General features: G+C 70.7%; 19 protein-coding genes, 3 pseudogenes and 1 riboswitch. Of the genes and pseudogenes, 12 read left to right on the top strand and 10 right to left on the bottom strand.

Annotation, left to right across the window (positions count from 1 at the left end; genetic code table 11):
* Nucleotides 1-63 precede the first annotated feature (63 nt).
* Nucleotides 64-294: a DUF7455 domain-containing protein gene (locus tag ABT063_RS19050; protein WP_351058513.1), complete on the bottom strand. Its 231-nt coding sequence runs from the start codon at nt 292-294 to the stop codon at nt 64-66.
* A 444-nt stretch (nt 295-738) separates the two neighbouring features.
* Here ABT063_RS19050 and ABT063_RS19045 point away from each other — a divergent pair, with 444 nt between their 5' ends.
* The 5 genes and pseudogenes from ABT063_RS19045 to ABT063_RS19025 all read left to right on the top strand — a co-directional run bounded on the left by ABT063_RS19045 (nt 739) and on the right by ABT063_RS19025 (nt 7,004).
* Nucleotides 739-2,862: a DNA gyrase/topoisomerase IV subunit B gene (locus tag ABT063_RS19045; protein WP_351058512.1), complete on the top strand. Its 2,124-nt coding sequence runs from the start codon at nt 739-741 to the stop codon at nt 2,860-2,862.
* Nucleotides 2,863-2,987: 125 nt separating this feature from the next.
* Nucleotides 2,988-4,111 (top strand): annotated as a pseudogene (locus ABT063_RS19040) (sensor histidine kinase).
* Entirely contained in the window at nt 4,108-4,791 is a 684-nt protein-coding gene (locus ABT063_RS19035; protein ID WP_351058511.1) for a response regulator transcription factor, read from the top strand. Before ABT063_RS19040 ends, ABT063_RS19035 begins: the two are co-directional and overlap by 4 nt.
* Nucleotides 4,792-4,860: 69 nt before the next feature.
* Nucleotides 4,861-5,421 carry a DUF485 domain-containing protein gene (locus ABT063_RS19030; protein ID WP_351058510.1) on the top strand — a complete coding sequence of 187 codons (561 nt, stop codon included), beginning with the start codon at nt 4,861-4,863 and terminating at the stop codon, nt 5,419-5,421.
* A complete protein-coding gene (locus tag ABT063_RS19025; protein ID WP_351058509.1) occupies nt 5,418-7,004 on the top strand; it encodes a monocarboxylic acid transporter in 1,587 nt (528 codons plus the stop codon). Before ABT063_RS19030 ends, ABT063_RS19025 begins: the two co-directional genes overlap by 4 nt.
* A 101-nt stretch (nt 7,005-7,105) precedes the next feature.
* Here the strand turns inward: ABT063_RS19025 and ABT063_RS19020 are convergent, their stop codons facing one another.
* Complete coding sequence (locus ABT063_RS19020; protein ID WP_351058508.1) at nt 7,106-7,798, bottom strand: response regulator; 693 nt, start codon at nt 7,796-7,798, stop codon at nt 7,106-7,108.
* A gap of 163 nt (nt 7,799-7,961) precedes the next feature.
* Here ABT063_RS19020 and ABT063_RS19015 point away from each other — a divergent pair.
* Nucleotides 7,962-8,096: pseudogene (locus ABT063_RS19015) on the top strand (ABC transporter ATP-binding protein); the annotation flags it as partial.
* 8 nt (nt 8,097-8,104) lie between these two features.
* Here the strand turns inward: ABT063_RS19015 and ABT063_RS19010 are convergent.
* The 6 genes and pseudogenes from ABT063_RS19010 to ABT063_RS18985 form a co-directional block, all read right to left on the bottom strand.
* Complete coding sequence (locus tag ABT063_RS19010; RefSeq protein ID WP_351058507.1) at nt 8,105-8,785, bottom strand: response regulator; 681 nt, start codon at nt 8,783-8,785, stop codon at nt 8,105-8,107.
* On the bottom strand, nt 8,785-10,458 hold the full coding sequence (locus ABT063_RS19005; protein WP_351058506.1) for an ATP-binding protein: 1,674 nt from the start codon (nt 10,456-10,458) through the stop codon (nt 8,785-8,787). Before ABT063_RS19005 ends, ABT063_RS19010 begins: the two co-directional genes overlap by 1 nt.
* Before the next feature lie 129 nt (nt 10,459-10,587).
* Complete coding sequence (locus ABT063_RS19000) at nt 10,588-11,532, bottom strand: ferredoxin family protein (protein WP_351058505.1); 945 nt, start codon at nt 11,530-11,532, stop codon at nt 10,588-10,590.
* A 54-nt stretch (nt 11,533-11,586) separates the two neighbouring features.
* Nucleotides 11,587-11,883 (bottom strand): annotated as a pseudogene (locus ABT063_RS18995) (citrate/2-methylcitrate synthase); the annotation flags it as partial.
* A gap of 198 nt (nt 11,884-12,081) precedes the next feature.
* Complete coding sequence (locus ABT063_RS18990; RefSeq protein WP_095750808.1) at nt 12,082-12,318, bottom strand: hypothetical protein; 237 nt, start codon at nt 12,316-12,318, stop codon at nt 12,082-12,084.
* Between the two features lie 140 nt (nt 12,319-12,458).
* Nucleotides 12,459-12,956 carry a DUF6082 family protein gene (locus ABT063_RS18985; protein ID WP_351058591.1) on the bottom strand — a complete coding sequence of 166 codons (498 nt, stop codon included), beginning with the start codon at nt 12,954-12,956 and terminating at the stop codon, nt 12,459-12,461.
* A 377-nt stretch (nt 12,957-13,333) separates the two neighbouring features.
* On the opposite strand from ABT063_RS18985, the gene ABT063_RS18980 reads away from it, so the two are divergent.
* Complete coding sequence (locus tag ABT063_RS18980) at nt 13,334-14,386, top strand: CobW family GTP-binding protein (RefSeq protein WP_351058504.1); 1,053 nt, start codon at nt 13,334-13,336, stop codon at nt 14,384-14,386.
* Here the strand turns inward: ABT063_RS18980 and ABT063_RS18975 are convergent.
* On the bottom strand, nt 14,383-16,839 hold the full coding sequence (locus tag ABT063_RS18975) for a DNA gyrase/topoisomerase IV subunit A (RefSeq protein WP_351058503.1): 2,457 nt from the start codon (nt 16,837-16,839) through the stop codon (nt 14,383-14,385). The genes ABT063_RS18980 and ABT063_RS18975 overlap by 4 nt on opposite strands.
* Before the next feature lie 398 nt (nt 16,840-17,237).
* On the opposite strand from ABT063_RS18975, the gene ABT063_RS18970 reads away from it, so the two are divergent.
* From ABT063_RS18970 to ABT063_RS18955, 4 genes are all read left to right on the top strand, one after another.
* Complete coding sequence (locus ABT063_RS18970) at nt 17,238-18,635, top strand: M16 family metallopeptidase (RefSeq protein WP_351058590.1); 1,398 nt, start codon at nt 17,238-17,240, stop codon at nt 18,633-18,635.
* Nucleotides 18,632-20,020 (top strand): M16 family metallopeptidase, encoded by a 1,389-nt coding sequence (locus ABT063_RS18965; RefSeq protein WP_351058502.1) that lies wholly within the window; start codon nt 18,632-18,634, stop codon nt 20,018-20,020. Before ABT063_RS18970 ends, ABT063_RS18965 begins: the two co-directional genes overlap by 4 nt.
* A 224-nt stretch (nt 20,021-20,244) precedes the next feature.
* Nucleotides 20,245-20,407, top strand: a riboswitch (cyclic di-AMP (ydaO/yuaA leader).
* 12 nt (nt 20,408-20,419) lie between these two features.
* Entirely contained in the window at nt 20,420-21,205 is a 786-nt protein-coding gene (locus tag ABT063_RS18960; RefSeq protein ID WP_351058501.1) for a M23 family metallopeptidase, read from the top strand.
* 188 nt (nt 21,206-21,393) lie between these two features.
* A complete protein-coding gene (locus ABT063_RS18955; RefSeq protein WP_351058500.1) occupies nt 21,394-22,089 on the top strand; it encodes a GntR family transcriptional regulator in 696 nt (231 codons plus the stop codon).
* A 169-nt stretch (nt 22,090-22,258) separates the two neighbouring features.
* On the opposite strand, the gene ABT063_RS18950 is transcribed toward ABT063_RS18955, so the two are convergent.
* Entirely contained in the window at nt 22,259-22,540 is a 282-nt protein-coding gene (locus tag ABT063_RS18950) for an HPr family phosphocarrier protein (protein ID WP_351058499.1), read from the bottom strand.
* Between the two features lie 207 nt (nt 22,541-22,747).
* Between ABT063_RS18950 and ABT063_RS18945 the strand changes: the two genes are divergently transcribed.
* Nucleotides 22,748-25,642 (top strand): bifunctional acetate--CoA ligase family protein/GNAT family N-acetyltransferase, encoded by a 2,895-nt coding sequence (locus ABT063_RS18945; RefSeq protein ID WP_351058497.1) that lies wholly within the window; start codon nt 22,748-22,750, stop codon nt 25,640-25,642.
* Nucleotides 25,643-25,726 lie beyond the last annotated feature (84 nt).

The raw sequence follows: 25,726 nt of genomic DNA, 5'->3' as shown, positions 1-25,726 counted from the left end.
TGAGAACAGGGGAAGCCGCCCTTGGCCGGCCTGTGCCGGAGCCTGGCTCGTCGGACGCGAGTGTCAGCGCTCTTCTTCGGGCGTGCTCGCCGGAGCGGACGTCAGTCGCTCCGTCTCGTCCTGTATCTCAGCGGCGATCTTCTTGAGTTCCGGCTCGAACTTGCGGCCGTGGTGGGCGCAGAAGAGCAGTTCTCCGCCGCTCAGCAGGACGACGCGCAGGTATGCCTGGGCGCCGCAGCGGTCGCATCGATCAGCGGCCGTCAGCGGGCTCGCGGGGGTCAGAACAGTAGTCACGTCGCCTCTTCTCTAGCTCGACGAGCTGTCGTACCAGGGTCAACATCCAACCAGCCCGAAAACGTTCCCGCTCGTGGCTTTTCCTGGAAAAAAATCTCTCCGAGGCGGCTGTCTGCTGCCGGTTGGCGGCGAATGTGCCGTATTGCGTGTCTGTGTGTCTTACGGGTTCGCGCTGTCGGTCATTGTCATGCCCTCCCCGGCTGGCTTGCCGGTTGTTCATGAGGACGTGCCCGGAGCCTAAATGGTTCATGCCTGGAAGGGAACGTGATGTGTACTTCACTCCATCGAGGGATCGAACGTGTATGCGACCCTGGACTAGTCTGAGCTCAGACGGAGGGTGGCGTTACAACGGCTCTACCAGGCCTCGGTACCCTCAGAGCGGCTACCCAAGCCGCGCCCTTACCCAGAAGGGCCCCACCTGAAATTCAGCGAGGAGCGAACCGCGTGACCGCCGAGACGTCCGTGCCGTCCACAGCGCTGCTGGCAGGAGCAGACCGGGACGGTTCCAACTACACCGCGCGGCACCTGCTCGTCCTCGAGGGGCTCGAGGCCGTGCGCAAGCGCCCGGGTATGTATATCGGCTCGACCGACAGCCGAGGTCTGATGCACTGCCTGTGGGAGATCATCGACAACTCCGTCGATGAGGCCCTCGGCGGGTACTGCGACCACATCGAGGTGATCCTCCACGACGACGGCTCGGTGGAGGTCCGGGACAACGGCCGGGGCATCCCGGTCGACGTCGAGCCCAAGACCGGCCTGTCCGGCGTCGAGGTCGTCATGACCAAGCTGCACGCCGGCGGCAAGTTCGGCGGCGGCTCGTACGCGGCCTCCGGCGGCCTGCACGGCGTCGGAGCCTCGGTGGTGAACGCCCTGTCCGCCCGCCTCGACATCGAGGTGGACCGCAGCGGGCACACTCACGCCATCAGCTTCCGGCGAGGCGTTCCCGGCGCTTTCGCCGCCGTGGGCCCGGACACCAAGTTCGAGGCCAAGGGCGGCCTGCGCAAGGCCAAGAAGATCCCCAAGACCCGCACCGGCACGCGCGTGCGGTACTGGGCCGACCGGCAGATCTTCCTCAAGGACGCCAAGCTCTCCCTGGGGGACCTGCACCAGCGCGCTCGCCAGACCGCGTTCCTGGTCCCGGGGCTGACCATCGTCGTCCGTGACGAGTACGGCCTCGGCGAGGGCGGCAGCAAGGGGGAGGAGTCCTTCCGCTTCGACGGCGGCATCAGCGAGTTCTGCGAGTACCTGGCGAGCGACAAGCCGGTCTGCGACGTCCTCCGCTTCTCCGGCCAGGGCACCTTCAAGGAGACTGTCCCGGTCCTGGACGACCACGGCCAGATGACGCCCACCGAGGTCACCCGTGAGCTCGGCGTGGACGTCGCACTGCGCTGGGGGACCGGCTACGACACGACACTCAAGTCGTTCGTCAACATCATCGCCACCCCCAAGGGCGGCACCCACGTGGCCGGCTTCGAGCAGGCCGTCGCCAGGACGATGAACGAAGTGCTGCGCGCCAAGAAGCTGCTGCGCGTCGCCGAGGACGACATCGTCAAGGACGACGCCCTGGAGGGCCTCACCGCGGTCGTCACCGTCCGCCTCGCCGAGCCGCAGTTCGAGGGACAGACCAAGGAGGTCCTCGGTACCTCGGCGGCCCGCCGCATCGTGAACACCGTGATCTCCAAGGAGCTCAAGGCGTTCCTTACCTCCACGAAGCGGGACGCCGCGGCCCAGGCCCGCGTCGTCATGGAGAAGGCCGTCGCGGCGGCTCGCACCCGTATCGCCGCCCGCCAGCACAAGGACGCCCAGCGCCGGAAGACGGCCCTGGAATCCTCCTCGCTGCCCGCCAAGCTCGCCGACTGCCGCAGCGACGACGTCGACCGCAGCGAGCTGTTCATCGTCGAGGGAGACTCCGCTCTCGGCACCGCCAAGCTCGCCCGGAACTCCGAGTTCCAGGCGCTGCTGCCGATCCGGGGCAAGATCCTCAACGTCCAGAAGTCGTCCGTGACGGACATGCTCAAGAACGCCGAGTGCGGCGCGATCATCCAGGTCATAGGAGCGGGCTCGGGCCGTACCTTCGACATCGACGCGGCCCGCTACGGCAAGATCATCATGATGACCGACGCCGACGTGGACGGCTCCCACATCCGGACCCTGCTCCTGACGCTGTTCCACCGGTACATGCGGCCCATGGTCGAGGCCGGCCGGGTGTTCGCCGCGGTGCCGCCGCTGCACCGCGTCGAGATCGTGCAGCCGAAGAAGGGCCAGGACAAGTACGTCTACACGTACTCGGACCGCGAGCTGCGCGACAAGCTCCTGGAGTTCCAGAGCAAGGGGATCAGGTACAAGGACTCCATCCAGCGGTACAAGGGTCTCGGTGAGATGGACGCCGACCAGCTGGCCGAGACGACCATGGATCCGCGCCACCGCACCCTGCGCCGGATCAACCTCTCCGACCTGGACGCCGCCGAGCAGGTCTTCGATCTGCTGATGGGCAATGACGTGGCGCCGCGCAAGGAGTTCATCTCCAGTTCGGCGGCGACGCTGGACCGGTCGCGCATCGACACGTAGCGCTGAGCTGGGCCCGGGCCGGGGGACGGGGGGCCACCGGCCTGGGCTTCGCCTTCGGCCACGGCTGCCCAGTCCCGTACGGCGTACGGTGCTCCCATGTCCCGGCCCGCGTGGAAGGAACAAGCGTGACGGAGCACGCCTGGACACGCTGGCCCTCGCGGGAGGCACTCGGGCGCGCGGAGCCATCGGGCCCTCGGCGCCTGCTCGGGTGGATCGTGCGGGCGCTGGTGCTCGGCATGCTTGTCTGGGGCGTCTTCACCAGCAGTCCGGCGCACGGCTGGGGAGCACTCGGGGCCGCGGCGGGCGTGCTTCCGGCCGCGTTCGTCGCCTGGGCCCTCCACCGGACCACCCTCGCGCACCGGCTCTGGCCTTCCGTGCATCGCCATCGGAGCCCAGGCGGCCGACTTCAGGCGCGTCGCCCTCGTCATCTGGTGCGGATGTGCCGTCACCGCCTTGGAGCGGCTGCCCATCGCGGCCGCGCTGCCGATGGCCCTGGTGGCCCTCGCCTCGTACGCCGCGGTCGACAACGACGCGTGGCTGACCACCGCGGCCACCATGGCCGGGTTCGCCCTCGCCGGTTACGTGCTGCGACTGGACGCCGAGGCCCGTGGCAACGCCCAGCGGCTGCTCGCCCAGGAGCGGGCCGCGCGGGCGGCCGAGGCGGAGTCGGCGGCGCTCGCGGAGCGGGCCGCATCGCACGAGAGATCCATGACGTACTGGCCCACAGCCTCTCGGCACAACTCGTGCGCCTGGGGGCGGCCCGGTTGCTGATCGAGAAGGGAGCCGACCAGGAACAGGTCCTCGAGCGGGTGGTGGCGGCACGGGGGATGGCCCGCGACGGACTCGCCGGGACCCGGCAGGCGCTGTCGGCGCTGCGCGGCGAGCTCACCCCGCTGGAGGCTTCCTGACCCAGCTCGTGGCTACGGCCGAGGGCGGCGAGGCCACCGCTTCGGGTGAGCGCAGACCGCTGCCGGCCGAGGCGTCACAGGCCGTACGAAGGGTCGCTCAAGGGGCTTTGACCAAACGTCCGCAAGCATGCTCCGGGGGCGAAAGCGCAGGTGCGGCTCCAGTACGGCGAGCACGAAGTGACGCTGGTCGTACGGGACTCGGGCGGTTCGCCGGGCGAACTCGGCGTGACCGGTGCCGGGTACGGTCTTCTGGGCATGCGGGAGTGTGCCGAGCTGCTGGGCGGTTCGCTGGACGCCGGGCCGGACGAGGGGGCATGGTGACGTTGAAGGTGCCCGTATGACGGAGGAGGCGGAGCGGGAGCCCGCGCGGGTGGTGGTGGCGGACGACCAGACCGTGGTTCGTGAAGGCATCGTGATGCTGCTGGGGCTGCTGCCCGGGATCGAGGTCGTCGGGGCCGCGGGGGACGGGCACGAAGCCCTGAAGCTCGTCGCCGAACTCGCCCCGGACGTGGTGCTGATGGAACTGCGCATGCCCCGCTGCGACGGGGTCGAGGCGACCCGCCGTATCAGGGCGGAGCACCCCGGGACGCAGGTCGTGGTGCTCACGACCTACATGGATGACGAGTCACTCTTCCCGGCGCTCGGAGCGGGGGCGCGTGGCTACCTCACCAAGGACGCGGGGGGTGAGGAGATCGTGCGGGCCGTGCGGAGCGTGCTGACCGGGGACGCGGGGCTGTCGCCGAGCATTCAACGGCGGCTGCTGGAGCGGCTGTCGGAGCCCGAGCCGCAGCAGGGTGCTCCCGCCGAGGTTCCGGACGGGCTCACCGCACGCGAGACCGAAGTGCTGGTGCTGATCGCCGACGGCCTGAGCAATCAGGAGATCGCCCACAAGCTGCACGTTTCCACGGCGACGGTGAAGACCCACATCAACAACCTGTTCGCCAAGACGGGGCTCAAGGATCGTGCGCAGGCGGTGCGTTATGCCTACGCGAAGGGGCTCGTGCGGCCTCCGGCGGGTTGAGTCACCTGATGGGGTGAAGCGCGCGGAGAAGAAGAGTCAGGGATCTTCCCGTTCTGTCCATCCTTGGGCATGCAGCCACACAACGGTCGCCGCCGCGCAGGCGCGGGTGGTGCCGAGAGTTCGGTCGACCACCTCGACGGTCATGATTCGCTTCCCGCCGAGGCGTCCGGAAGCGTGCGGTACGACGACCCCTGGTACGACGCACTCGCCTCCGGGTGGGGCGAGTCGGGTGGCGCGGGCGGGTCTGTGCCGACGGCCGCGTCGGCCCGCCCGGAAGGCGGGTCCCCGGCTGTCGACGCGGCCGACGTGTACCTGGAAGTGCAGCGCAGTGCTGCCTTCCAGGAGGTGCGCAGGCGGTACCGGAGGTTCGTGGTGCCGGCAGTCGTCGTGTTCTTGGTCTGGTACGTGGCCTATGTCGTCACCGCCACGACAGTGCCCGGACTGATGGCGCGTCCCGTGGCGGGCGCCGTGAACGTGGCGATGCTGGCGGGGCTCGGGCAGTTCCTCACGACCTTCCTGTTCACCTGGGCGTACGCGCGGCACGCCCGGCTGCGCCGGGACCGGGCCGCGCTCGACCTGCGGTGGGCCACTCAGGAACTGACGCGCGGCATTCGGGGCGGCGCGTCGTGACGGGGGACCACCAGGCGCTGGCGTTGCTGCTGTTCAGCGCCTTCGTCGCGGTTACGCTGGGGATCACGACATGGGTGAGCCGCCACCGGCACGGTTCGGCGGAGGAGTTCTACGCGGGCGGTCGGCTCTTCTCGCCGATGGAGAATGGTTTTGCCATCGCGGGTGACTACATGTCGGCCGCATCCTTCCTCGGCATCTCCGGGCTCATCGCCCTCTACGGCTACGACGGACTGCTGTACTCGGTGGGCTTCCTGGTGGCCTGGCTGGTGGTGCTCTTCCTGGTCGCCGAACTGGTCCGCAACTGCGGGCGGTTCACACTCGCGGACGTGGTCGCGGCGCGGATGAACGAACGGCCGGTACGGATCGCGGCGGGAACCTCCTCGGTCACCGTGTCCGTTCTCTATCTGGTGGCGCAGATGGTGGGTGCGGGAAGCCTGGTCGCGCTGCTGATCGGGCGTACCAGCGAGGCGGCGCAGGCCTGGACGGTCATCGGGGTCGGCGCGCTCATGGTGATCTATGTGTCGTTGGGAGGGATGCGGGCCACCACCTGGATTCAGATCGTCAAGGCGGTCCTGCTGCTCGGCGGCACCATCGCGCTGACCGTGCTCGTCCTGGTGCGGTTCCACGGCGACTTCGACCGGCTGCTGCTCACGGCGGCGGAGCGCAGTGGTCACGGCGCGTCCTTCCTGGCGCCCGGTCTGAAGTACGGCGGGGACTGGACCGCGCGCTTCGACTTCATCAGCCTGGGACTCGCGCTGGTGCTGGGCACGGCCGGACTGCCGCACATCCTGTCCCGCTTCTGCACCGTGCCCACCGCGCGGGCCGCACGGCGTTCGGTCGTCTGGGCGATCGGACTCATCGGCGGCTTCTATCTGATGACGATCGTCCTCGGGTTCGGCGCGGCGGCGATCGTGGGGCCGGATGCGGTACGTGGGTCGAACGCGGCCGGGAACACGGCCGTACCGCTGCTGGCGCTCGACCTGGGCGGTGGTGCGGATTCCACGGGAGGAACGGTTCTCTTCGCGGTCGTCGCCGCCGTCGCCTTCGCCACGATCCTCGCGGTGGTCGCCGGCGTCACGCTCGCCTCCTCGGCGTCCGTCGCCCATGACCTGTACGCGTCCCTGCGGCGTCGGCGTGCCAAGCCGCGCAGTGAGGTGGCCGTGGCGCGTGCGGCCGCCGTCGGCATCGGTGTGGTGGCGATCGCCCTCGGCCTGCTCGCGCGCGACCTCAATGTCGCCTTCCTGGTGGGCCTTGCCTTCGCCGCGTCCGCCAATCTGCCGGTGCTGCTCTACTCGCTGTTCTGGCGCGGGTTCACCACCCGCGGCGCCGTATGGGCCGTCTACGGCGGGCTGATCCCGGCCGTGGTGCTCGTGCTGCTGTCACCGGTGGGGTCGGGCAGCCCCGAATCACTGTTCCCGGGCGTCGACTTCCAGTACTTCCCGCTGCAGAACCCCGGTCTCGTCTCCATCCCGCTCGGCTTCGTCGCGGGCTGGCTCGGCACGGTCACCTCGGCGGAACCGCCCGACGAGGCCAAGCACGCGGAGACCGAGGTGCGGTCGCTGACGGGAGCGGGGGCCGTGTAGGGGGCGCCTTCACCGTCGTACGAGAACCGCGTGGTGGCTTCGGCATTCACGGCCGTACGACATCGTCTTCGTGCCGTAGGACGACGCTCCGTCGCGTACGGCTACGGGGCCACCCACGCGTACCGGTGTTCCGGGCGTCCTGTGTCGCCGTACTTGAGGGAGAGGCGGAGGCGGCCGGCCTGTTCCAGGTGGCGGAGGTAGCGCTGGGCGGTGGAGCGGCTGAGGCCCGTTTCGGCGGCGACCTCGTGGGCCGAGAGCGGGTGGTCGGCGCGGTGCAGAACGCGACAGATCAGGTCCGTCGTCGGTTCCGAGTGACCGCTCGGCAGGCCCGGTGACGTGGGCGCCGGTGTGGTGCGCAGGGCGCCGAACATCCGGTCCACCTGTTCTTGGCCGGCGATGCCGCTGCCGCCCACCCGGTCGACGGTCCGGCGCAGGGTTGCGTAGGAGTCGAGGCGGGCGTGCAGGGCCGCGAAGGTGAACGGTTTGACCAGGTAGTGCAGGGCGCCCAGACGCATCGCGGTCTGGGCGGTCGTCACGTCGCCGGCTGCCGTGATCATGATGACGTCGGTGCCGTGGCCCTGCTCCCGCATCCGGTGGACGAGTTCCAGGCCCGTCCGGTCGGGCAGAAAGTGGTCGAGCAGCACCAGGTCGATGGTCCCGCGCTGTACGGCGGCCAGGGCCTGGGCGGCGCTGTGCGCGCGGGCGGTCACCCGGAAGCCGGGGACTCTTCCCACGTACTTGGCGTTGATCTCGGCGACACGGAAGTCGTCGTCCACGACCAGGACGTCAATCATCGGGCGGGCCTCTTTCCCTCAAGGCCAGACGGGCGTTGAGCCAGTGTTTCGGCTTCGCTGTTGTAGCGCGAGCAGAACGAGCACAACAGGCCGTTGCGGGCAAAAGGGAGTTCGTGGCGGTCGTCGGAGAGCCGGTGCGCGGGGTCGGCGACAAGGTCGGCTTCGGCTCGCCGGCGGCCGGCGCAAGCGCGTCGCGCCGGCCGCGACCTTCGTCGGCGACCCCGAGATCCTGCTGATGGACCAGCCCTTCTCGGCACTGGATGTGCAGACCGGGTCCCTGATGTCGGACGAACTGCTGACGTCCTCTCAGGCGCGAGTCGCCCACACGTAACGGTGTTCCGGGCGGCCCGCGTCGCCGTACTTGAGGGTGAGCCTGGCCCGGCCCGTGCGTTCCAGGAGCTTCAGATAGCGCTGGGCGGTCTGGCGGCTGACCCCGGTCCGTTCGGCGATCTCCTGGGCCGACAGGGGGCCTTCGGCGTTCATCAGGGACCGGCGCACGAGCTCAGCCGTGGTGGGGGAGTGCCCTTTGGGCAGGTCGGACTCCGACGGCGTGGACAGGGCGCCGAAGATGCGGTCCACCTCGGCCTGTTCCGCCTCGCCGCCGCCGTCGAGGGTGCGGCGCAGCTGCGCGTACGCCTCCAGCTTGGCGCGCAGGCCCGCGAAGGCGAACGGCTTGACCAGGTACTGCAACGCGCCCTGCCGCATCGCCGCCTGTACGGTCGAGACGTCCCGCGCCGCCGTCACCATGATCACGTCGGTCTCGTGGCCGCGCCGGCGCATCTCCTGGACGACCGCGAGGCCCGTCTCGTCGGGCAGATAGTGGTCCATGAGGACCAGGTCCACGTGCGGCAGCGCCTCCAGCTGTCCCAGCGCCTCCGCCGCGCTGTGCGCCTCGCCGGCCACGTGGAAGCCCGGCACCTTCTCCACGTAGGCGGCGTTGACCCGCGCCACCCGGGTGTCGTCGTCCACGACCAGGACCTCGATCATCACGACTCCTCCTCGGTGGCGGGCTGCGGGGCTTGCGGCGCGGTGAGGGCGGGTACCGGTTCCGGCTCGGCCAGCGCGTCGGGCAGGACGACGGTGAACTCCGCGCCCCCGCCGCCCGCCTCGCCGACCGTCGCGCTGCCGCCCTGCCGCTCGGCGAGCCTGCGCACGAGGGACAGCCCGATGCCGCGCTCCCGGTGCGCCGGCGGTTTCTTCGTGGACCATCCCTCGGTGAAGATCGACTCACGGTGCTCCACCGGGATACCGGGGCCCGTGTCCCGCACCCTGAGGACGGCGGTACGGCCCTCCGTGCGCAGTTCGACCTCCACGCGCGCGTGCGGTGTGCCCGCGACCGCGTCCAGGGCGTTGTCCACCAGGTTGCCGAGGATCGTGACGAGCCCGCCGGGATCGACCAGCCGGTCCGGCAGCCGGGTGCGGTCCGAGACCCACAACGCGACCCCGCGCTCGGCCGCGACGGTCGCCTTGCCGACCAGCAGCGCGGCGAGCAGGGGGTCCTGGATCTTCTCGGTGACCTGTTCCGCGGTGGCACGGTGGTCGCCGACGACCTCCCCGACGAACTCCACGGCGTCGTCGTACATCTCCAGTTCGAGCAGCCCGAGGAGCGTGTGCATGCGGTTTGCGTGCTCGTGGTCCTGGGCGCGCAGGGCGTCGATCAGACCGCGTGTGGAGTCGAGTTCCCGGCCGAGCTGCTCCAGCTCGGTGCGGTCACGCAGGGTGGCGACGGCGCCGCCGTCGTCCGTGGGCATGCGGTTGGTGACCAGGACTCGCTGGCCGCGGACGGTGAGCAGGTCGGTGCCCGTCACCCGGCCGGCCAGGACGTCGGCCGTACGGCCCTCGCCGAGCGCCTCCTCGGGGGAGCGGCCGACGGCCTCGTCCCCGATGCCCAGCAGGCGCTGCGCCTCGTCGTTGAGCAGGCGGACGCGGCCGACGCGGTCCAGGGCGACCACGCCTTCCCTGATGCCGTGCAGCATGGCCTCGCGCTCCGCGAGCAGCCCCGAGATGTCCGAGAAGGCCAGGTCCCGGGTCTGCCGCTGGACCCGGCGGGAGATGAGCCAGGCGGCCAGCGCGCCGACGGCGAGGGCACCGCCGGCGTACGCGAACAGCCCCGGGATCGCGTGGATCAGCCGCGCCCGCACGCTGTCGTACGCGATGCCGACCGAGACCGCGCCGACGATGTCGCCGTCGCTGTCCCGCAGCGGCACCTTGCCGCGGGCGGAGCGGCCCAGGGTGCCGCTGTCGATCTCCATGACCTCCTTGCCGGCGAGGGCCTGGCCGGGGTCGGTCGAGACGGTCCTGCCGATCTGGTCGGGGTTGGTGTGCGACCAGCGCACACCGCGCCAGTCCATCACCACGATGTACTCGGCCTTGGTCGTCGTGCGGATCCGCTCCGCCGTCCGCTGGACGGGCCCGTCGGCCGTCGGCGGCGTGTTCTTGACCTCGTCTGCGATCTGCGGCTGGGCGGCGGTGGTCTGCGCGATCGCGAGCGCGCGGCGCATCGCCTGGTCGTCCAGCTGGTCGCTGAGGGGTGCGAGGAACAGCCCGGTCGCGAGGACCGCGACTCCCGCGGCGATCGCCAGCTGCATCAGCAGCACCTGCGAGAACATGCGCCTCGGCAGTCCGAGGCGCAGGCGGCGTGCGGGGGGAGTGGGGCTCATAGCCAAGACGGTACGTGGGCGCGCCGGAGCTGCCGCAGGGGGTGTGGCGTGGATCTCTTGATCAATGTGTGGGAGGCAGACCGACAAGCAGTCCAGGGGGGTCGGCGCCGCCCGGCGAAGCCGGTTCCGTCAGCTCGCGAGTGCCGTGGTGGCCGACAGCTCGCGCACCGCCACCACGTCCATCCGCGCCGGCGAGCCGAGCACCGACGCCCCGCAGCTCTCCGGACGGGGCGGCACGGACGCGCCCTGGGCCACGACGACGCGCCACCGGCGTCCGTCGGCGTGGGCGACGGTCACCTCCCAGCCCGAAGGAGAGCCCTCTGTGCGGACGACGGCCAGCGCGTCCGCCGCGTACTCGCCCACGGCCGTGCGCACGGCCAGTTCGGCGGCCTGACCGGGCCGCTCCCAGGCCGAGTTCCCGCGGCACCCCTCCACGACGACCCGCCCCTCCTGGACCCCGTGCAGGATCTCCTTCACGGAATGGGCCTCGGCCCGGCCGTAGGCGTATCCGTACGGCAGGACGAGCAGCGTCGGCGAGAAGCGGTGTCCACCCAAATGGGTGACCTCCCAGGTGCCTTCGACTCCGGAGGCGGCCAGCTCGGTCGCGAGGGGGCGGCCGAGCAGGGCACAGCAGCGGTCGCGCTTGCCGTTGGTACACACGAGCGCCAGCGGGTGGCCGGTGCGCGGCCGCCCGGCGAGCGCCGAGCCGAAGGTGCCGTGGTCCCCTCTGCCGAGCGCCGCGAAGTCGAGGTCGAGCAGCCGGTGCGGATCGCGGGTCGTGGCGGCGTGCAGCCACGCGTTCCCCGGCGTGGTGTGGGCGGCGTACACGTGGCGCAGAGCGGGCGTTCCGCTGTCGGCGTGGCGCCCGGGGCGGCGGATGAGCGCGATGCGTACGCCCGTCCCCTTCGTGGCCGCCTCCAGGGCGCGGCCCAGCGCGGGGTCCAGGTGGCTCGAAGTGAGCGCCTTGGCACCCCAGGGACCTGGCTGCTCCAGCAGCAGCCAGGTCCTCGCCGTGGCCGCGGTCCCGGAAACGGGCTCGTCGAGATCCCGGGAGACGGTTGAGCACGTACTCACAGAGGTGAGCCTAACCTGACTTGGGTCAGGCGACTTCCGGAGGGGCTCCGTGTCCTACTCCGGCAGGGGCTGCGGCGGCCTGGGCCCCACGTAGTGACCGCTGGGGCGCATACGCAGCGGACGCTCCCCGTACTCCTCCAGGGCGTGGGCGATCCAGTCGGCCGTACAGGCCACCGCGAAGATCGTCTCGCCCGCCGTGGAGGGCCTGCCGCAGGAGGCGGTGAGCACGGCGAGGGCCAGGTCGACATTGGCGTGCAACGGGGTGTGGCGGGCGGTCGTGTCCACGATGTCGCGGGCCGCGGCGAGGGCCGGCTGCGCCATCAGGCCGGTGGCGCGGTATGTGGGGCCGGGGGCACCGGTGGCGGTGCCGAAGGTCGTCTGACACGCGTGTGGCCTGGTGCCGTTCTGACGCCAGGCCTCATCGGTGGTGATCGAGCAGTGGCGGGGTGACGGACTGCTCGGTGGGGGGATGCCCGGGTCACTCAGCGGTTCTGCGCGGCCGGGGAGCTGTACGGGACGAGTCTGGGTGGACGCGTGCTCGCTCGGGGATCAGGAGTCGGGGATGTCTGCCTTGGCGCGAATCAGTGTCTCTCTGCTGACGATGACGATGCGCTCGTAGTCGGCCCGGGAGGCGTCGGCAGGCAGTTCTCGCTCAAGCGCCTCGGTGGCCTCGGTGCCGATGACGGCGAAGTTGCCGTCGCTCAGCTCGAACACGTCCGGGCAGTTCGCTCCTGAGGCACTGCCACGGGCACTTGGAGGCACACCAATGCGGCGCACGATTTTCAAGGGTGCTGGTCCTTAGTGAATGGGTGTGGGCACAGTTTTGGGCAGCAGGTTACTGGGGTTGGTGGTGCGAAGTCGCCATATGGCGAAAGACCACCTGGCCGTGTCGTCACGGGCAGGTGGTTGACCGTCGGAGCGGGTGTTCACGCTGTCGGGGGCGTGCCCACCACCCACCACTCGTCCGTCTCGGCCTCGTCCAGGTCCTTGATGAGGCCGTCGACCATGCGCCCGATCCTGGCCTCGTCCGACGAGTGCTTCAAAGTGGCGCGCTGCCCCTTCGAAGCCTCCCAGTACTCCCGCAGCAGGGGGCTCTGGAAGAGCTCACGCAGATGCCCGTACAGCTCCTCCTGGTCCAGGATTCCTGAGCGGTAGAGGTGGTACAGGTTGACGTACCAGGCGTTGGCGTAGAAGTACTGGCGTCGCTTCGCGGCCGGGATGCTCTTGTCGTAGGTGTCGATCACCTCGGCGAGGGAGGGATCGTCGATGGCCTTGGCCAGCAACTCCCAGTGCATGCGCTGTTGGTGTGCCAGCGCCTTGCGTCGGGACGCCATTTCCTCGAGCTCCATACGCCTCACCTGCAGGCGTGCCTCTTCGAGCCGCCGTTGACGCGAAGCCATAGTCAACGTGGCGGTGGCGAGCATCAGGCCCGCCGCCGCGACGGAGCCCAACCTCTGTACTCCAAAATTCCGTGTGGCCATGTCAACCCCCGAATCAGGCGGCCGTCCGCCGGTCGTCGGGGTGCGGGTCGACTGAAGGGGACCGGCGAGCGGTGGGCGGCGCTTGCCGTCTCCCAGAGTGCCGAGCGGCTCTGATCGGCGGGGGAGGCGGAGAGGGGCGCACGGAGGGAAGCGAGGGTCGCACACCCCGGCGCCTTGCCCAACGTCTGCCCCGCAAGTACTGCTAACAATCGTTCACTTCGCGGTGATTCTTCCGGCTCGTATCCTGGGTCGGCATTCAACCCTCGTACGTGTGCACGGTGGCAATCCGGCGCACACTTCGGCGTGAGAGAGGTAGCGCATTGAGCCGGAGTCCGCGGCAGATCCCCGTCGTCGTGCTCGCCGGATTCCTGGGGTCCGGCAAGACCACGCTCCTCAACCATCTCCTGCACAGCAGCGGCGGCAGCCGTATCGGCGCCATCGTCAACGACTTCGGCGCCATCGAGATCGACGCGATGGCCGTCGCCGGTGCCCTCGGCGACTCCACCGTCTCCCTCGGAAACGGGTGTCTGTGCTGTGCGGTGGACGCCAGTGAACTCGATGTCTATCTGGAGCGGCTCGCCCGCCCCGACACCGGCATCGACGTCATCGTCATCGAGGCCAGCGGGCTCGCCGAACCCCAGGAACTCGTGCGCATGGTGCTCGCCAGTGAACATGCGGGGATCGTGTACGGCGGTCTGGTCGAGGTCGTCGACGCCGCCGAGTTCGACGACACCCGCGCGAAGCATCCCGAGATCGACCGGCACCTAGCCCTCGCCGACCTGGTCGTCGTCAACAAGCTCGACCGCGCAGCCGACGGTGAGCGGGTGCTGGACCTGGTCCGGTCCCTCGTCGACCGCGCCGCCGTCGTGCCCGCGCGCTACGGCAGGATCGACCCCGAGTTCCTCTTCGACTGCCGGCCGAGCGAGGAGCGCGTCGGGCAGCTGTCCTTCGACGACCTGCACGAGCACGGCGCGGACGACGGTCACGGGCATCATCTGCACGCCGGCTACGACAGCCTGTCCTTCGTCTCCGAAGCGCCCCTCGACCCGCGCCGGCTCATGCGGTTCCTCGACAGCAGGCCCGACGGGCTCTACCGGATCAAGGGGTACGTCGACTTCGGGCCGTACGACGTCACGAACCGTTACGCCGTCCATGCCGTCGGGCGGTTCCTGCGCTTCTACCCGGAGGCGTGGGCCGACGCCGACGCACGCCTCACCCAGCTGGTGCTCATCGGCTCCGGCATCGACGCGCCCGCCCTCGGCAAGGAGCTTCGGGCGTGCGAGAGCGACGCCCCACACGCCGACGAGCACGGCATGTGGGGCGTCCTGCGCTACGTACAGGCCCCGGAGGAAGAGGCCTTCCAGGAGGCCTAGACCGGCCCCGCCACCACCGCCACCGGCTTCCCCAGCGACACGCCCGAGCCGTCGCGGCGCGGGTCCATCTCGGGAAGATCGGCCGGTGTGCCGTTCTTCTGTGCCGCCTTGGCCGGGGTCGGGCCCGCCCAGGCCAGCGCCAGGCAGTCCTCGCCCTTGAGGAACCGCTGGCAACGGACGCCGCCGGTGGCACGGCCCTTGCGCGGGTACTGGTCGAACGGGGTCAGCTTGGCCGTCGTCTGGACGGAGTCGTCCAGCGTGCCGCGCGAGCCCGCGACCGTGAACACCACCGCGTCCGCCGCCGGATCCACGGCCGTGAAGGAGATGACCTTCGCGCCCTCCAAGAGCTTGATGCCCGCCACGCCGCCCGCCGGGCGGCCCTGCGGACGGACCTGGGAAGCCTGGAAGCGCAGCAGCTGGGCGTCGTCCGTGATGAAGACAAGATCCTCCTCGCCGGTGCGCAGCTCGACCGCGCCGACGATCCGGTCGCCCTCCTTGAGCGTGATGACCTCCAGCTCCTCCTTGTTGGCCGGGTAGTCGGGGACCACACGCTTGACGATGCCCTGCTCCGTGCCGAGCGCCAGGCCGGGCGAGGACTCGTCGAGCGTGGTCAGGCAGACCACCGTCTCGTCCCCCTCCAGGGAGACGAACTCCGCCAGCGGGGCGCCGCCGGAGAGGGTCGGCGTCGCCGCCGTGTCCGGGAGCTGGGGCAGGTCGACGACGTTCACACGGAGCAGGCGGCCGGCCGACGTCACCACGCCCACCTCGCCGCGCGCCGTGGCCGGCACCGCCGAGACGATCACGTCGTGCTTGGCGCGCCGCGCGTCGGCGTCCTCCGGGAACGGCTCGCCGTTCGCCGTACGGGCCATCAGACCCGTCGAGGACAGCAGCACCCGGCACGGGTCGTCCGCCACCTGGAGCGGCACGGTGGCCGCCGGGGCGCCCGCCGACTCCAGCAGGACCGTACGCCGCTCGGTGCCGAACTTCTTCGCCACCGCGGCCAGTTCCGCGGAGACCAGCTTGCGCAGCTCGTTGTCCGAGTCGAGGATCCGGGTCAGCTCCGCGATCTCGGCGTTGAGCCGCTCCTTCTCCGCCTCCAGCTCGATGCGGTCGAACTTGGTGAGGCGGCGCAGCGGCGTGTCCAGGATGTACTGCGTCTGGATCTCGCTCAGCGAGAAGCGCTCCATCAGGCGCTCCTTGGCCTGCGCGGAGTTGTCGCTGGAGCGGATGAGGCGGATGACCTCGTCGATGTCCACCAGCGCGGTGAGCAGGCCCTCGACCAGGTGCAGACGGTCGCGCTTCTTGCCGCGGCGGAACTCGCTGCGACGGCGTACTACCTCGAAGCGGTGGTCGAGGTAGACCTCCAGGAGCTCCTTCAGGCCCAGGGTGAGGGGCTGGCCGTCCACCAGCGCCACGTTGTTCACGCCGAAGGACTCCTCCATCGGCGTCAGCTTGTAGAGCTGCTCCAGGACCGCCTCCGGCACGAAGCCGTTCTTGATCTCGATGACCAGGCGCAGGCCGTGCGCCCGGTCGGTGAGGTCCTTGACGTCGGCGATGCCCTGGAGCTTCTTCGAGCCCACCAGGTCCTTGATCTTGGCGATCACCTTCTCCGGGCCGACCGTGAAGGGCAGCTCGGTGACGACGAGGCCCTTGCGGCGCGCCGTCACGTTGTCCACGGACACCGTCGCGCGGATCTTGAAGGTGCCGCGGCCCGTCTCGTACGCGTCCCGGATGCCGGTCAGGCCGACGATACGGCCGCCGGTGGGCAGGTCGGGGCCCGGGACGTGCCTCATCAGGGCGTCCAGATCCGCGTTCGGGTAGCGGATCAGGTGGCGGGCGGCCGCGATGACCTCGGCCAGGTTGTGCGGCGGCATGTTGGTGGCCATGCCGACGGCGATCCCCGACGCGCCGTTGACCAGGAGGTTCGGGAAGGCGGCGGGCAGCGCCACCGGCTCCTGCTCCTGGCCGTCGTAGTTGGGGGTGAAGTCGACCGTGTCCTCGTCGATCGACTCGGTCATCAGGCTCGTCGCCGGGGCCTGCCGGCACTCGGTGTACCGCATGGCGGCCGGCGGGTCGTCGTTGCCCAGCGAGCCGAAGTTGCCGTGGCCGTCGACCAGCGGGACGCGCATCGAGAAGGGCTGGGCCATACGCACCATGGCGTCGTAGATCGACGCGTCGCCGTGCGGGTGCAACTTACCCATGACCTCGCCGACCACGCGGGCGCACTTCACATAGCCGCGGTCGGGGCGCAGGCCCATCTCGTTCATCTGGTAGACGATGCGGCGGTGCACCGGCTTGAGGCCGTCGCGGGCGTCCGGCAGGGCGCGGGAGTAGATGACCGAGTACGCGTACTCGAGGAAGGAGCCCTGCATCTCGTCGACGACGTCGATGTCGAGGATCTTCTCCTCGTACGAATCGTCGGGCGGCGGGGTCTTCGTGCTGCGGCGGGCCATCGCTGCCGGCTCCTCCTGTTTCTGGTCGCTCGCCTACGGAGCGCTGAAGTCGGTGCCGAGAGGGCGGCTGTGCTCAGCCCCTCGGGCCTGAAGCGCCCTCGCCCTCTCGGCACCGACGCGCCCCTTCGGCTCACTCTTGCTGAAGCGTGAACGGGATCTGACTCGGACCATTGTGGACCGCGGGACTGACAGTGCGGCCCGGGGCCCGGGGCCGGCCGACCCGCCCGGCCTCGGGCAGGCGCCCGACCGCGGCTGCCCGCAGGCTACGCGATCTCGCTCTGGGCGTACCTCGCCCGGGAACTTCGCCGCCCCTCCGCACGCTTGCATACAGTGGCAGGACCGGCAGGAAAACCGCGGTTTCGAGGACCGCGACCGCGATCGAAGGGACGTACATGCCCATGGGTCACACGGCCACAGCCCAGGCAGGCTCCGGGGGCCTGACAGCGACCGAGCACCGCCTGGCCAACGGCCTGCGCGTGGTGCTCTCCGAAGATCACCTGACCCCGGTCGCGGCGGTGTGCCTCTGGTACGACGTCGGCTCGCGCCACGAAGTCAAGGGGCGTACCGGCCTTGCTCACCTTTTCGAGCACCTGATGTTCCAGGGATCGGGCCAGGTCAAGGGCAATGGTCACTTCGAGCTGATCCAGGGCGCGGGCGGCTCGCTGAACGGCACCACCAGCTTCGAGCGCACCAACTACTTCGAGACCATGCCCACCCACCAGCTGGAGCTCGCCCTCTGGCTGGAGGCCGACCGCATGGGCTCCCTGCTCGCCGCCCTCGACGACGAGTCGATGGAGAACCAGCGGGACGTCGTGAAGAACGAGCGCCGGCAGCGCTACGACAACGTCCCCTACGGCACGGCGTTCGAGAAGCTGACCGCCCTCGCCTACCCGGAGGGCCACCCCTACCACCACACTCCGATCGGCTCGATGGCCGACCTGGACGCGGCGACCCTTGAGGACGCGCGCGCTTTCTTCCGCACCTACTACGCGCCCAACAACGCCGTACTCTCCGTGGTCGGCGACATCGACCCGGAGCAGACGCTCGCCTGGATCGAGAAGTATTTCGGGTCCATCCCCGGGCACGACGGCAAGCCCGCCCCGCGCGACGGCTCGCTGCCCGAGGTCCTCGGCGAGCAGCTGCGCGAGGTCGTCGAGGAGGAGGTCCCGGCCCGCGCCCTGATGGCGGCCTACCGGCTGCCCCACGACGGCACGCGCGCGTGCGACGCGGCCGACCTGGCCCTCACCGTCCTCGGCGGCGGCGAGTCCTCCCGCCTGTACAACCGGCTCGTACGACGCGACCGTACGGCCGTCGCGGCCGGCTTCGGCCTGCTGCGGCTGGCCGGAGCGCCCTCCCTGGGCTGGCTGGACGTGAAGACCTCCGGCGACGTCGAGGTGCCGGTCATCGAGACCGCCATCGACGAGGAGCTCGCCCGGTTCGCCGAGGAGGGCCCCACGGCCGAGGAGATGGAGCGCGCCCAGGCCCAGTTGGAGCGCGAGTGGCTGGACCGGCTCGGCACGGTCGCGGGCCGCGCCGACGAACTGTGCCGGTACGCCGTCCTGTTCGGCGACCCGCAGCTCGCTCTCACCGCCGTACAGCGCGTGCTGGAGGTGACGGCCGAGGAGGTCCAGGAGGTCGCCAAGGCCCGCCTGCGCCCCGACAACCGCGCGGTGCTCGTCTACGAGCCGATCTCCGCCGAGATCGCGGAGCACACCCAGGACGCGGATCCCCCCGAAGACCCGGAGGCCGAGGCCACCGTGGAAGCCACCGACGACAACGAGGAGGCGGCCAAGTGACCGAGCTCGCCACGATGGAGTTCCACCCCCAGCCCCGGGCGGGCGAGGCCAGGCCCTGGGCGTTCCCGGCCCCCGCGCGCGGGGCGCTCGACAACGGCCTGACGGTCCTGCGCTGCCACCGCCCCGGCCAGCAGGTCGTCGCCGTCGAGGTGCTCCTGGACGCGCCCCTGGAGGCAGAGCCGGCCGGACTGGACGGCGTCGCCACGATCATGTCGCGGGCCTTCTCCGAAGGCACCGACAAGCACTCCGCGGAGGACTTCGCCGCCGAGCTGGAGCGCTGCGGCGCCACGCTCGACTCGCACGCCGACCACCCCGGCGTACGTCTGTCCCTGGAGGTCCCGGCCTCGCGCCTGGCCAAGGCACTGGGCCTGCTCGCCGACGCCCTCAGGGCGCCCGCGTTCGCCGACAGCGAGGTCGAGAGGCTGGTGCGCAACCGCCTCGACGAGATTCCGCACGAGCTGGCCAACCCCTCCCGCCGCGCCGCCAAGGAGCTCTCCAAGGAGCTGTTCCCGGCGACCTCGCGCATGTCGCGTCCCCGCCAGGGCACCGAGGAGACGGTCGCCGCCATCGACTCCGCGGCCGTACGCGCCTTCTACGAGAAGCACGTCCGCCCCGCCACCGCCACCGTCGTGGTCGTCGGCGACCTCACCGGGATCGAGCTCGACGGCCTGCTCGGTGACACGCTCGGCTCCTGGACCGGGTCCTCGGCCCAGCCGCGGCCGGTGCCGCCGGTGACCGCCGACGACACCGGCCGGGTCGTCATCGTGGACCGTCCGGGCGCCGTCCAGACGCAGCTGCTCATCGGCCGCCTCGGCCCGGACCGGCACGACCGGGTGTGGCCCGCGCAGGTGCTCGGCACGTACTGCCTCGGCGGCACCCTCACCTCCCGCCTGGACCGCGTCCTGCGCGAGGAGAAGGGCTACACCTACGGCGTGCGGGCGTTCGGTCAGGTCCTGCGGTCCGCCCCCGACGGCACCGGCGCCGCGATGCTCGCCATCAGCGGCTCCGTCGACACCCCGAACACCGGTCCGGCCCTGCAGGACCTGTGGACGGTGCTGCGCACGCTCGCGGCGGAGGGCCTGACCGACGCCGAGCGCGACGTGGCCGTGCAGAACCTCGTCGGGGTGGCGCCGCTGAAGTACGAGACGGCCGCGGCCGTGGCGAGCACGCTGGCCGACCAGGTCGAGCAGCACCTGCCGGACGACTTCCAGGCGACGCTGTACCAGCAGCTCGCCGCGACCGGCACCGTCGAGGCCACGGCGGCGGCCGTGAGCGCCTTCCCGGTGGACCGTCTGGTGACGATCCTCGTCGGCGACGCGGCGCAGATCAAGGAGCCCGTGGAGGCCCTCGGCATCGGCCAAGTCACCGTCGTTTCCGCGGAGTAGGCGGCAGTAGGTGCAGGAGTAGGCGCGGACTTGGCCGTACCGCGCGCAGGGGCCCTGGTGACGCAAGAGTCACCAGGGCCCCCTAATGTCCGAATTGAGGGAGAGGTTGCCTGTCTGCCCTGTGGCATGCGCTACAAAAACCCTGATCTGTTTGAGGATTGACACAGGCCCCGTTTAGCTTCATGCGGGCTGTCCGTCAGGCACTTCGCCGCACCCGCGGCACCGGACAGTCATCGCCGAGTCCCCGTACGGCGCGAGCCAGGGGAGCCGGGGACCCACCGCAGTCCCTGGGGTGAATCGGACGCCCGCGCGCAGCGAGGGGGTCCGTAGGAGACCTTCCTGCTCCGAACCCGTCAGCTAACCCGGTAGGCGAGAGGGAAGGAAAGGACCAGCCACTACATGGCGTTCATGTGCGCCACCGGGAAGCACCGTCGTCCCAGCCGGATGAAGCGTGGCACCGTCCAGGCGGCAGGCGTCGCGGCGATCACCACCACCGGCGTCATCGGCACCCTGGCCGCTCCGGCGCTCGCCGCCGAACCCGCCGCCGAGCAGACCGGTCTCACCCCCGTCATCACCATCGGCGACTCGATCGCCGACCAGATCGACGCCCAGGCCGCCGCCCAACAGCAGGCCGCAGAGGAGGCCGAGGCGAAGAAGCAGGCCGCCGAGGCGCGCAAGAAGGCCGAGGAGGCCGCGCGCAAGAGGGCCGCCGAGGCCGCCAAGGAGGCGCGCGAGGCCAAGGAGCGCGCCACCCGCGAGGCCGAGCGCAAGCGCCTCAACACCTTCGTCTCCCCGATATCCGGCTCGTACGTCTCGACCGGCTACAAGACCGGCGGCGCCGTCTGGTCCTCCGGCAGCCACACCGGCGTCGACTTCCACGCCTCGAGTGGCACGTCCGTCCAGGCGGTCGGCTCCGGCACCGTCGTCGAGGCCGGCTGGGGCGGGTCGTACGGCAACCAGATCGTGATCAAGATGAACGACGGCACGTACACCCAGTACGGCCATCTGTCGTCCATCGGCGTCTCGGTGGGCCAGACGGTCACCCCCGGCCAGCAGATAGGCCTCTCCGGCGCGACCGGCAACGTCACCGGAGCGCACCTGCACTTCGAGGCCCGTACGACGGCCGAGTACGGCTCGGACATCGACCCCGTCGCCTACCTCCGCTCGCACGGCGTGAACGTCTGACGACAGACGGCGAGACACCCCGAAGCCCCGGCTCCCCGAGCCGGGGCTTTCGGTCTTTTCGACGATCGGCTGTCCAAAAAATATCCATGGATTCCGGCCCGCCATCGGAAATTCCGGCTCATTGCAATAGAGTCACGGAACACACGTCAATCGTCGACGTTTCACGGGGATTAAGGCGGAGGTCGGTCATGCGTATTCCGGCGCACTCGGTATGCACGGCGATCCGGGACGACATCGTCGCGGGTGTCTACGAGCGCGGCAGCCGGCTCACCGAGGAACTGCTGGCGCGCCGCTACGGCGTCTCGCGCGTCCCCGTCCGGGAGGCCCTGCGCACGCTGGAGGCGGAGGGCTTCGTGGTGACCAGGCGGCACGCGGGCGCGTGCGTCGCGGAACCCACCGAGCAGGAGGGCGCCGACCTGCTGGAGATGCGCATGCTCCTGGAGCCGCTCGGCGCCTACCGGGCCGCCCAGCGGCGCACCGAGGCCCACCTGAAGGTGCTGCGCGGACTGGTCCGGCTGGGCCAGGAGCGGGCCAGGCGGGGCAACAGCGAGGACCTGCGCTCCCTGGGGGGCTGGTTCCACGAGACGCTCGCACAGGCCTCCGGCAGCCCCGCGCTCACCTCGATGCTGACCCAGCTGCGCCACAAGATCGCCTGGATGTACGCCGTGGAGGCGCCGGCCAACCCCGTGGAGTCCTGGACGGAGCACGGCGCGATCGTCGACGCCGTGGCGCGCGGGGACAGCGAGCGCGCTCGGGGGCTCACGGCACTGCACACGGAACGGGCGACGGCCGCGCACCGACTGCGCTTCGCCTCCGGCCCGGAGCGCGTGGAGCGTGTGAGGAACTCGCAACATCCCGTAAACATGACGAGCCTGCGGCATTAACACGGGCGCCGTATACAAAGAGAGTGTAATTCGCGGGGGATTATTTTCGCTGCCCGTAAACGGGAAATACGAAGGGCTCGCCCGATAATTCGGACGAGCCCTTCGGTGCTGCGGGGGTGCGTCTTTCAGGCGACGACCGCCGCGAGCGTCAATTGGGTGCTCAGCTTGCTCAGACGGTCTCGGGGAGTTCCTCGAGACCCTCGGAGACCAGCTTCGCGAGACGGTCGAGGGCCGCGTCCGCACCCTCGGCGTCGGAGGCGAGAACGATCTCCTCGCCGCCCTGGGCGCCCAGGCCGAGGACGGCCAGCATGGAGGCCGCGTTGACGGGGCTGCCGTCGGCCTTGGCGATCGTCACCGGGATGCCTGCGGCCGTGGCGGCCCGGACGAAGATGGAAGCGGGGCGGGCGTGAAGACCCTCGGCCCAGCCGACGTTGACGCGGCGCTCAGCCATGTGATGCTGCCCTTCGGTGTATCAGGGTTGTCTAGACCAGTTTCCCATATCGTGAAGCATGCCCGGAGCGGTCCTTCGTCCCGCCCCGGAGGTGTCGTCGGACCGCGGCCTCGGCCCGACTTCCGTCCTCCACAGACTGCCCCGCGCCGTTGTCGTACGCGAGACCGCCCCGCGCCGTTGTCGTACGCGAGCCGTACTCTGGGGCCCATGCAGACCTCGCCGGACCGGCATGAGTATCCCGCCCACTGGGAGGCCGACGTGGTGCTGCGCGACGGCGGTACCGCGCGCATCCGGCCCATCACCGTTGATGACGCCGATCGCCTCGTCAGCTTCTATGAGCAGGTCTCGGACGAGTCGAAGTACTACCGCTTCTTCGCGCCCTACCCTCGCCTGTCCGCCAAGGACGTCCACCGCTTCACGCACCACGACTTTGTGGACCGGGTGGGACTCGCGGCCACCATCGGCGGCGAGTTCATCGCCACCGTACGCTACGACCGCATCGGCGCCGACGGCATGCCCGCCTCCGCCCCGGCCGACGAGGCCGAGGTCGCCTTCCTCGTGCAGGACGCCCACCAGGGGCGCGGGGTCGCCTCCGCCCTCCTCGAACACATCGCGGCCGTCGCGCGCGAGCACGGGATCCGCCGGTTCGCCGCCGAGGTGCTGCCCGCCAACAGCAAGATGATCAAGGTGTTCACGGACGCCGGGTACACCCAGAAGCGCAGCTTCGAGGACGGTGTCGTACGCCTTGAGTTCGATCTGGAGCCGACGGACCGCTCGCTCGCCGTGCAGTACGCGCGCGAACAGCGGGCCGAGGCGCGGTCCGTGCAGCGGCTGCTCATGCCCGGCTCCGTCGCCGTCGTCGGGACCGGCCGCGCGTCCGGAGGCGTCGGCCGCAGCGTCCTCGGCAACATCAGGGACGCCGGGTTCACGGGTCTGCTGTACGCCGTGAACAGGGCCTTCCCCGAACAGCAGAAGGAACTCGACGGGGTGCCCGCCCACCGCTCGGTGCGGGACATCGAGGGACCGGTCGACCTCGCCGTCGTCGCCGTGCCCGCGGAGCATGTCCCCGAGGTCGTCGAGGAGTGCGGCAACCATGGCGTGCAGGGGCTGGTCGTGCTCTCCGCCGGGTACGCCGACAGCGGGCCCGAGGGGCGCGAGCGGCAGCGCGAACTCGTCCGGCACGCGCGCGCGTACGGCATGCGGATCATCGGGCCGAACGCGTTCGGGATCATCAACACCTCCCCGGACGTCCGGCTGAACGCCTCCCTCGCGCCCGAGATGCCCCGGCCCGGGCGGATCGGGCTGTTCGCCCAGTCCGGCGCCATCGGTATCGCCCTGCTGTCCCGGCTGCACCGGCGCGGCGGCGGGGTCACCGGGGTGACCGGCGTGTCGACCTTCGTCTCGTCCGGCAACCGGGCGGACGTGTCCGGCAACGACGTCCTTCAGTACTGGTACGACGACACCGACACCGATGTCGTCCTCATGTACCTGGAGTCCATCGGCAACCCGCGCAAGTTCACGCGGCTCGCGCGGCGGACGGCGGCGGCGAAGCCGCTGGTCGTGGTGCAGGGGGCCGGTTCCGCTCCGCAGGGGCATGCCGTACGGGCGACTCGGTTGCCGCATGCCACGGTGTCCGCGTTGCTCCGGCAGGCCGGGGTGATCCGGGTGGACACGATCACGGAGTTGGTGGACACGGGGCTGCTGCTCGCGCGGCAGCCGCTGCCCGCGGGGTCGCGGGTGGCGATTCTGGGGAACTCCGAGTCGTTGGGGGTGCTGACGTACGACGCGTGTCTCTCCGAGGGTTTGCGGCCGTTGCCTCCGTTGGATCTGACGACGGGGGCGTCGCCGGGGGACTTCCATGCGGCCTTGTCCCGGGCGTTGGCGGACGACGCGAGTGATGCGGTGGTGGTGACGGCGATACCGGTTGTGGGAGAGGGGCTGGCCGGGGACGCGGCGTTGGCGGAGGCGCTTCGGTCGGCTGCTGAGCGGGTGCCGGGGAAGCCTGTGCTGGTGGTGCATGTGGAGCTCGGGGGGCTTGCTGAGGCGTTGTCGGCTGCGGCCAGTACTGCACCACAGGCGGGTTCAAACGCCCCCGGCGTTGCCGGCGGTGGCCATTCGATCCGCCCTGCGGAACGACTGCCCACCGCGGGAGCGGCAGCGGAACGGGCGCCCGGCGCCGCACAGCCGCCGCCCGCCGCAGGAGCGGGAGGCGCGGCCCCTGCCGCGTCCTCCGCCCGCTCCCGCCTCATCCCCGCCTACCCCGCCGCCGAGCGTGCCGTCCGGGCCCTCTCCGAAGTCGTCCGGTACGCGCAGTGGCGGCGGGACGTCGCCGAGCCCGGGAAGGTGCCCGAGTACGAGGACATCGACGAGAAGGGGGCCGCCGAGCTGATCGGCGGGCTGCTGGCGCGCGGGCAGGGGCTCACCCTCGGCACCGAGGAGACCTGCGAGCTGCTCGGCAAGTACGGCATCCATGCGCACCGCGCCCTGCCCGCCCCCACCCCCGACGACGCAGCCCGAGCCGCCCGCACCCTCGGCTACCCGGTCGCCCTCAAGGCCACCGCTCCGCACCTGCGACACCGCGCCGACCTGGGCGGCGTACGCCTGGATCTCGCGGACGAGGAGCAACTGCGGCGGGCGTACGCCGAGTTGACCGAGCTGTTCGGGACGCCTCAGGAGCTGCGGCCGGTGGTGCAGGGGATGGCACCGCGGGGAGTCGACACCGTTGTGCGGGCCGTCATCGACCCGGCGGCCGGGGCCGTACTGTCGTTCGGGCTGGCCGGGGCCGCCACCCAGCTGCTCGGGGACATGGCACACCGGCTGATCCCCGTCACCGACCGCGAGGCGACCTCGCTCATCCGTTCGATCCGTACGGCGCCCCTCCTCTTCGGCTGGCGCGGCTCGGCCCCGGTCGACGCATCCGCCCTCGAAGAGCTGTTGCTGCGGGTCTCCCGGCTGGTCGACGACCACCCGGAGGTCGTCGCGGTCACCCTGGAGCCGGTCGTCGTCGCCCCGCGCGGACTGAGCGTCCTCGGCGCCTCCGTCCGCCTGGCGCCCCCGCCGGCCCGCGACGACCTCGGCCCGAGGACGCTCCCGGCGTACTGAGGAGTACGGACGCCCATCGGGGTGCCCGGGACCGGCCGAGCCCGACGGAGACCGCCGCGAGCGTCCCTCGCAGTCAGTGGGTCG

This window comes from Streptomyces sp. NPDC002838 (assembly GCF_040295365.1).
Taxonomy (GTDB): Bacteria; Actinomycetota; Actinomycetes; order Streptomycetales; family Streptomycetaceae; genus Streptomyces.
This window is presented reverse-complemented; position numbering and strand designations above follow the sequence as displayed.

Coding starts and splice junctions, on each gene's coding strand:
- ABT063_RS19020 (WP_351058508.1), bottom strand. CDS start 7,798: ATGATTGACGTCCTGGTCGTGGACGACGACTTCCGTGTCGCCGAGATC.
- ABT063_RS18960 (WP_351058501.1), top strand. CDS start 20,420: ATGGCGTTCATGTGCGCCACCGGGAAGCACCGTCGTCCCAGCCGGATG.
- ABT063_RS18945 (WP_351058497.1), top strand. CDS start 22,748: ATGCAGACCTCGCCGGACCGGCATGAGTATCCCGCCCACTGGGAGGCC.
- ABT063_RS18985 (WP_351058591.1), bottom strand. CDS start 12,956: ATGCTCGCCACCGCCACGTTGACTATGGCTTCGCGTCAACGGCGGCTC.
- ABT063_RS18970 (WP_351058590.1), top strand. CDS start 17,238: ATGGGTCACACGGCCACAGCCCAGGCAGGCTCCGGGGGCCTGACAGCG.
- ABT063_RS18955 (WP_351058500.1), top strand. CDS start 21,394: ATGCGTATTCCGGCGCACTCGGTATGCACGGCGATCCGGGACGACATC.
- ABT063_RS19005 (WP_351058506.1), bottom strand. CDS start 10,458: ATGAGCCCCACTCCCCCCGCACGCCGCCTGCGCCTCGGACTGCCGAGG.
- ABT063_RS19035 (WP_351058511.1), top strand. CDS start 4,108: ATGACGGAGGAGGCGGAGCGGGAGCCCGCGCGGGTGGTGGTGGCGGAC.
- ABT063_RS19030 (WP_351058510.1), top strand. CDS start 4,861: ATGCAGCCACACAACGGTCGCCGCCGCGCAGGCGCGGGTGGTGCCGAG.
- ABT063_RS18950 (WP_351058499.1), bottom strand. CDS start 22,540: ATGGCTGAGCGCCGCGTCAACGTCGGCTGGGCCGAGGGTCTTCACGCC.
- ABT063_RS19010 (WP_351058507.1), bottom strand. CDS start 8,785: ATGATCGAGGTCCTGGTCGTGGACGACGACACCCGGGTGGCGCGGGTC.
- ABT063_RS18975 (WP_351058503.1), bottom strand. CDS start 16,839: ATGGCCCGCCGCAGCACGAAGACCCCGCCGCCCGACGATTCGTACGAG.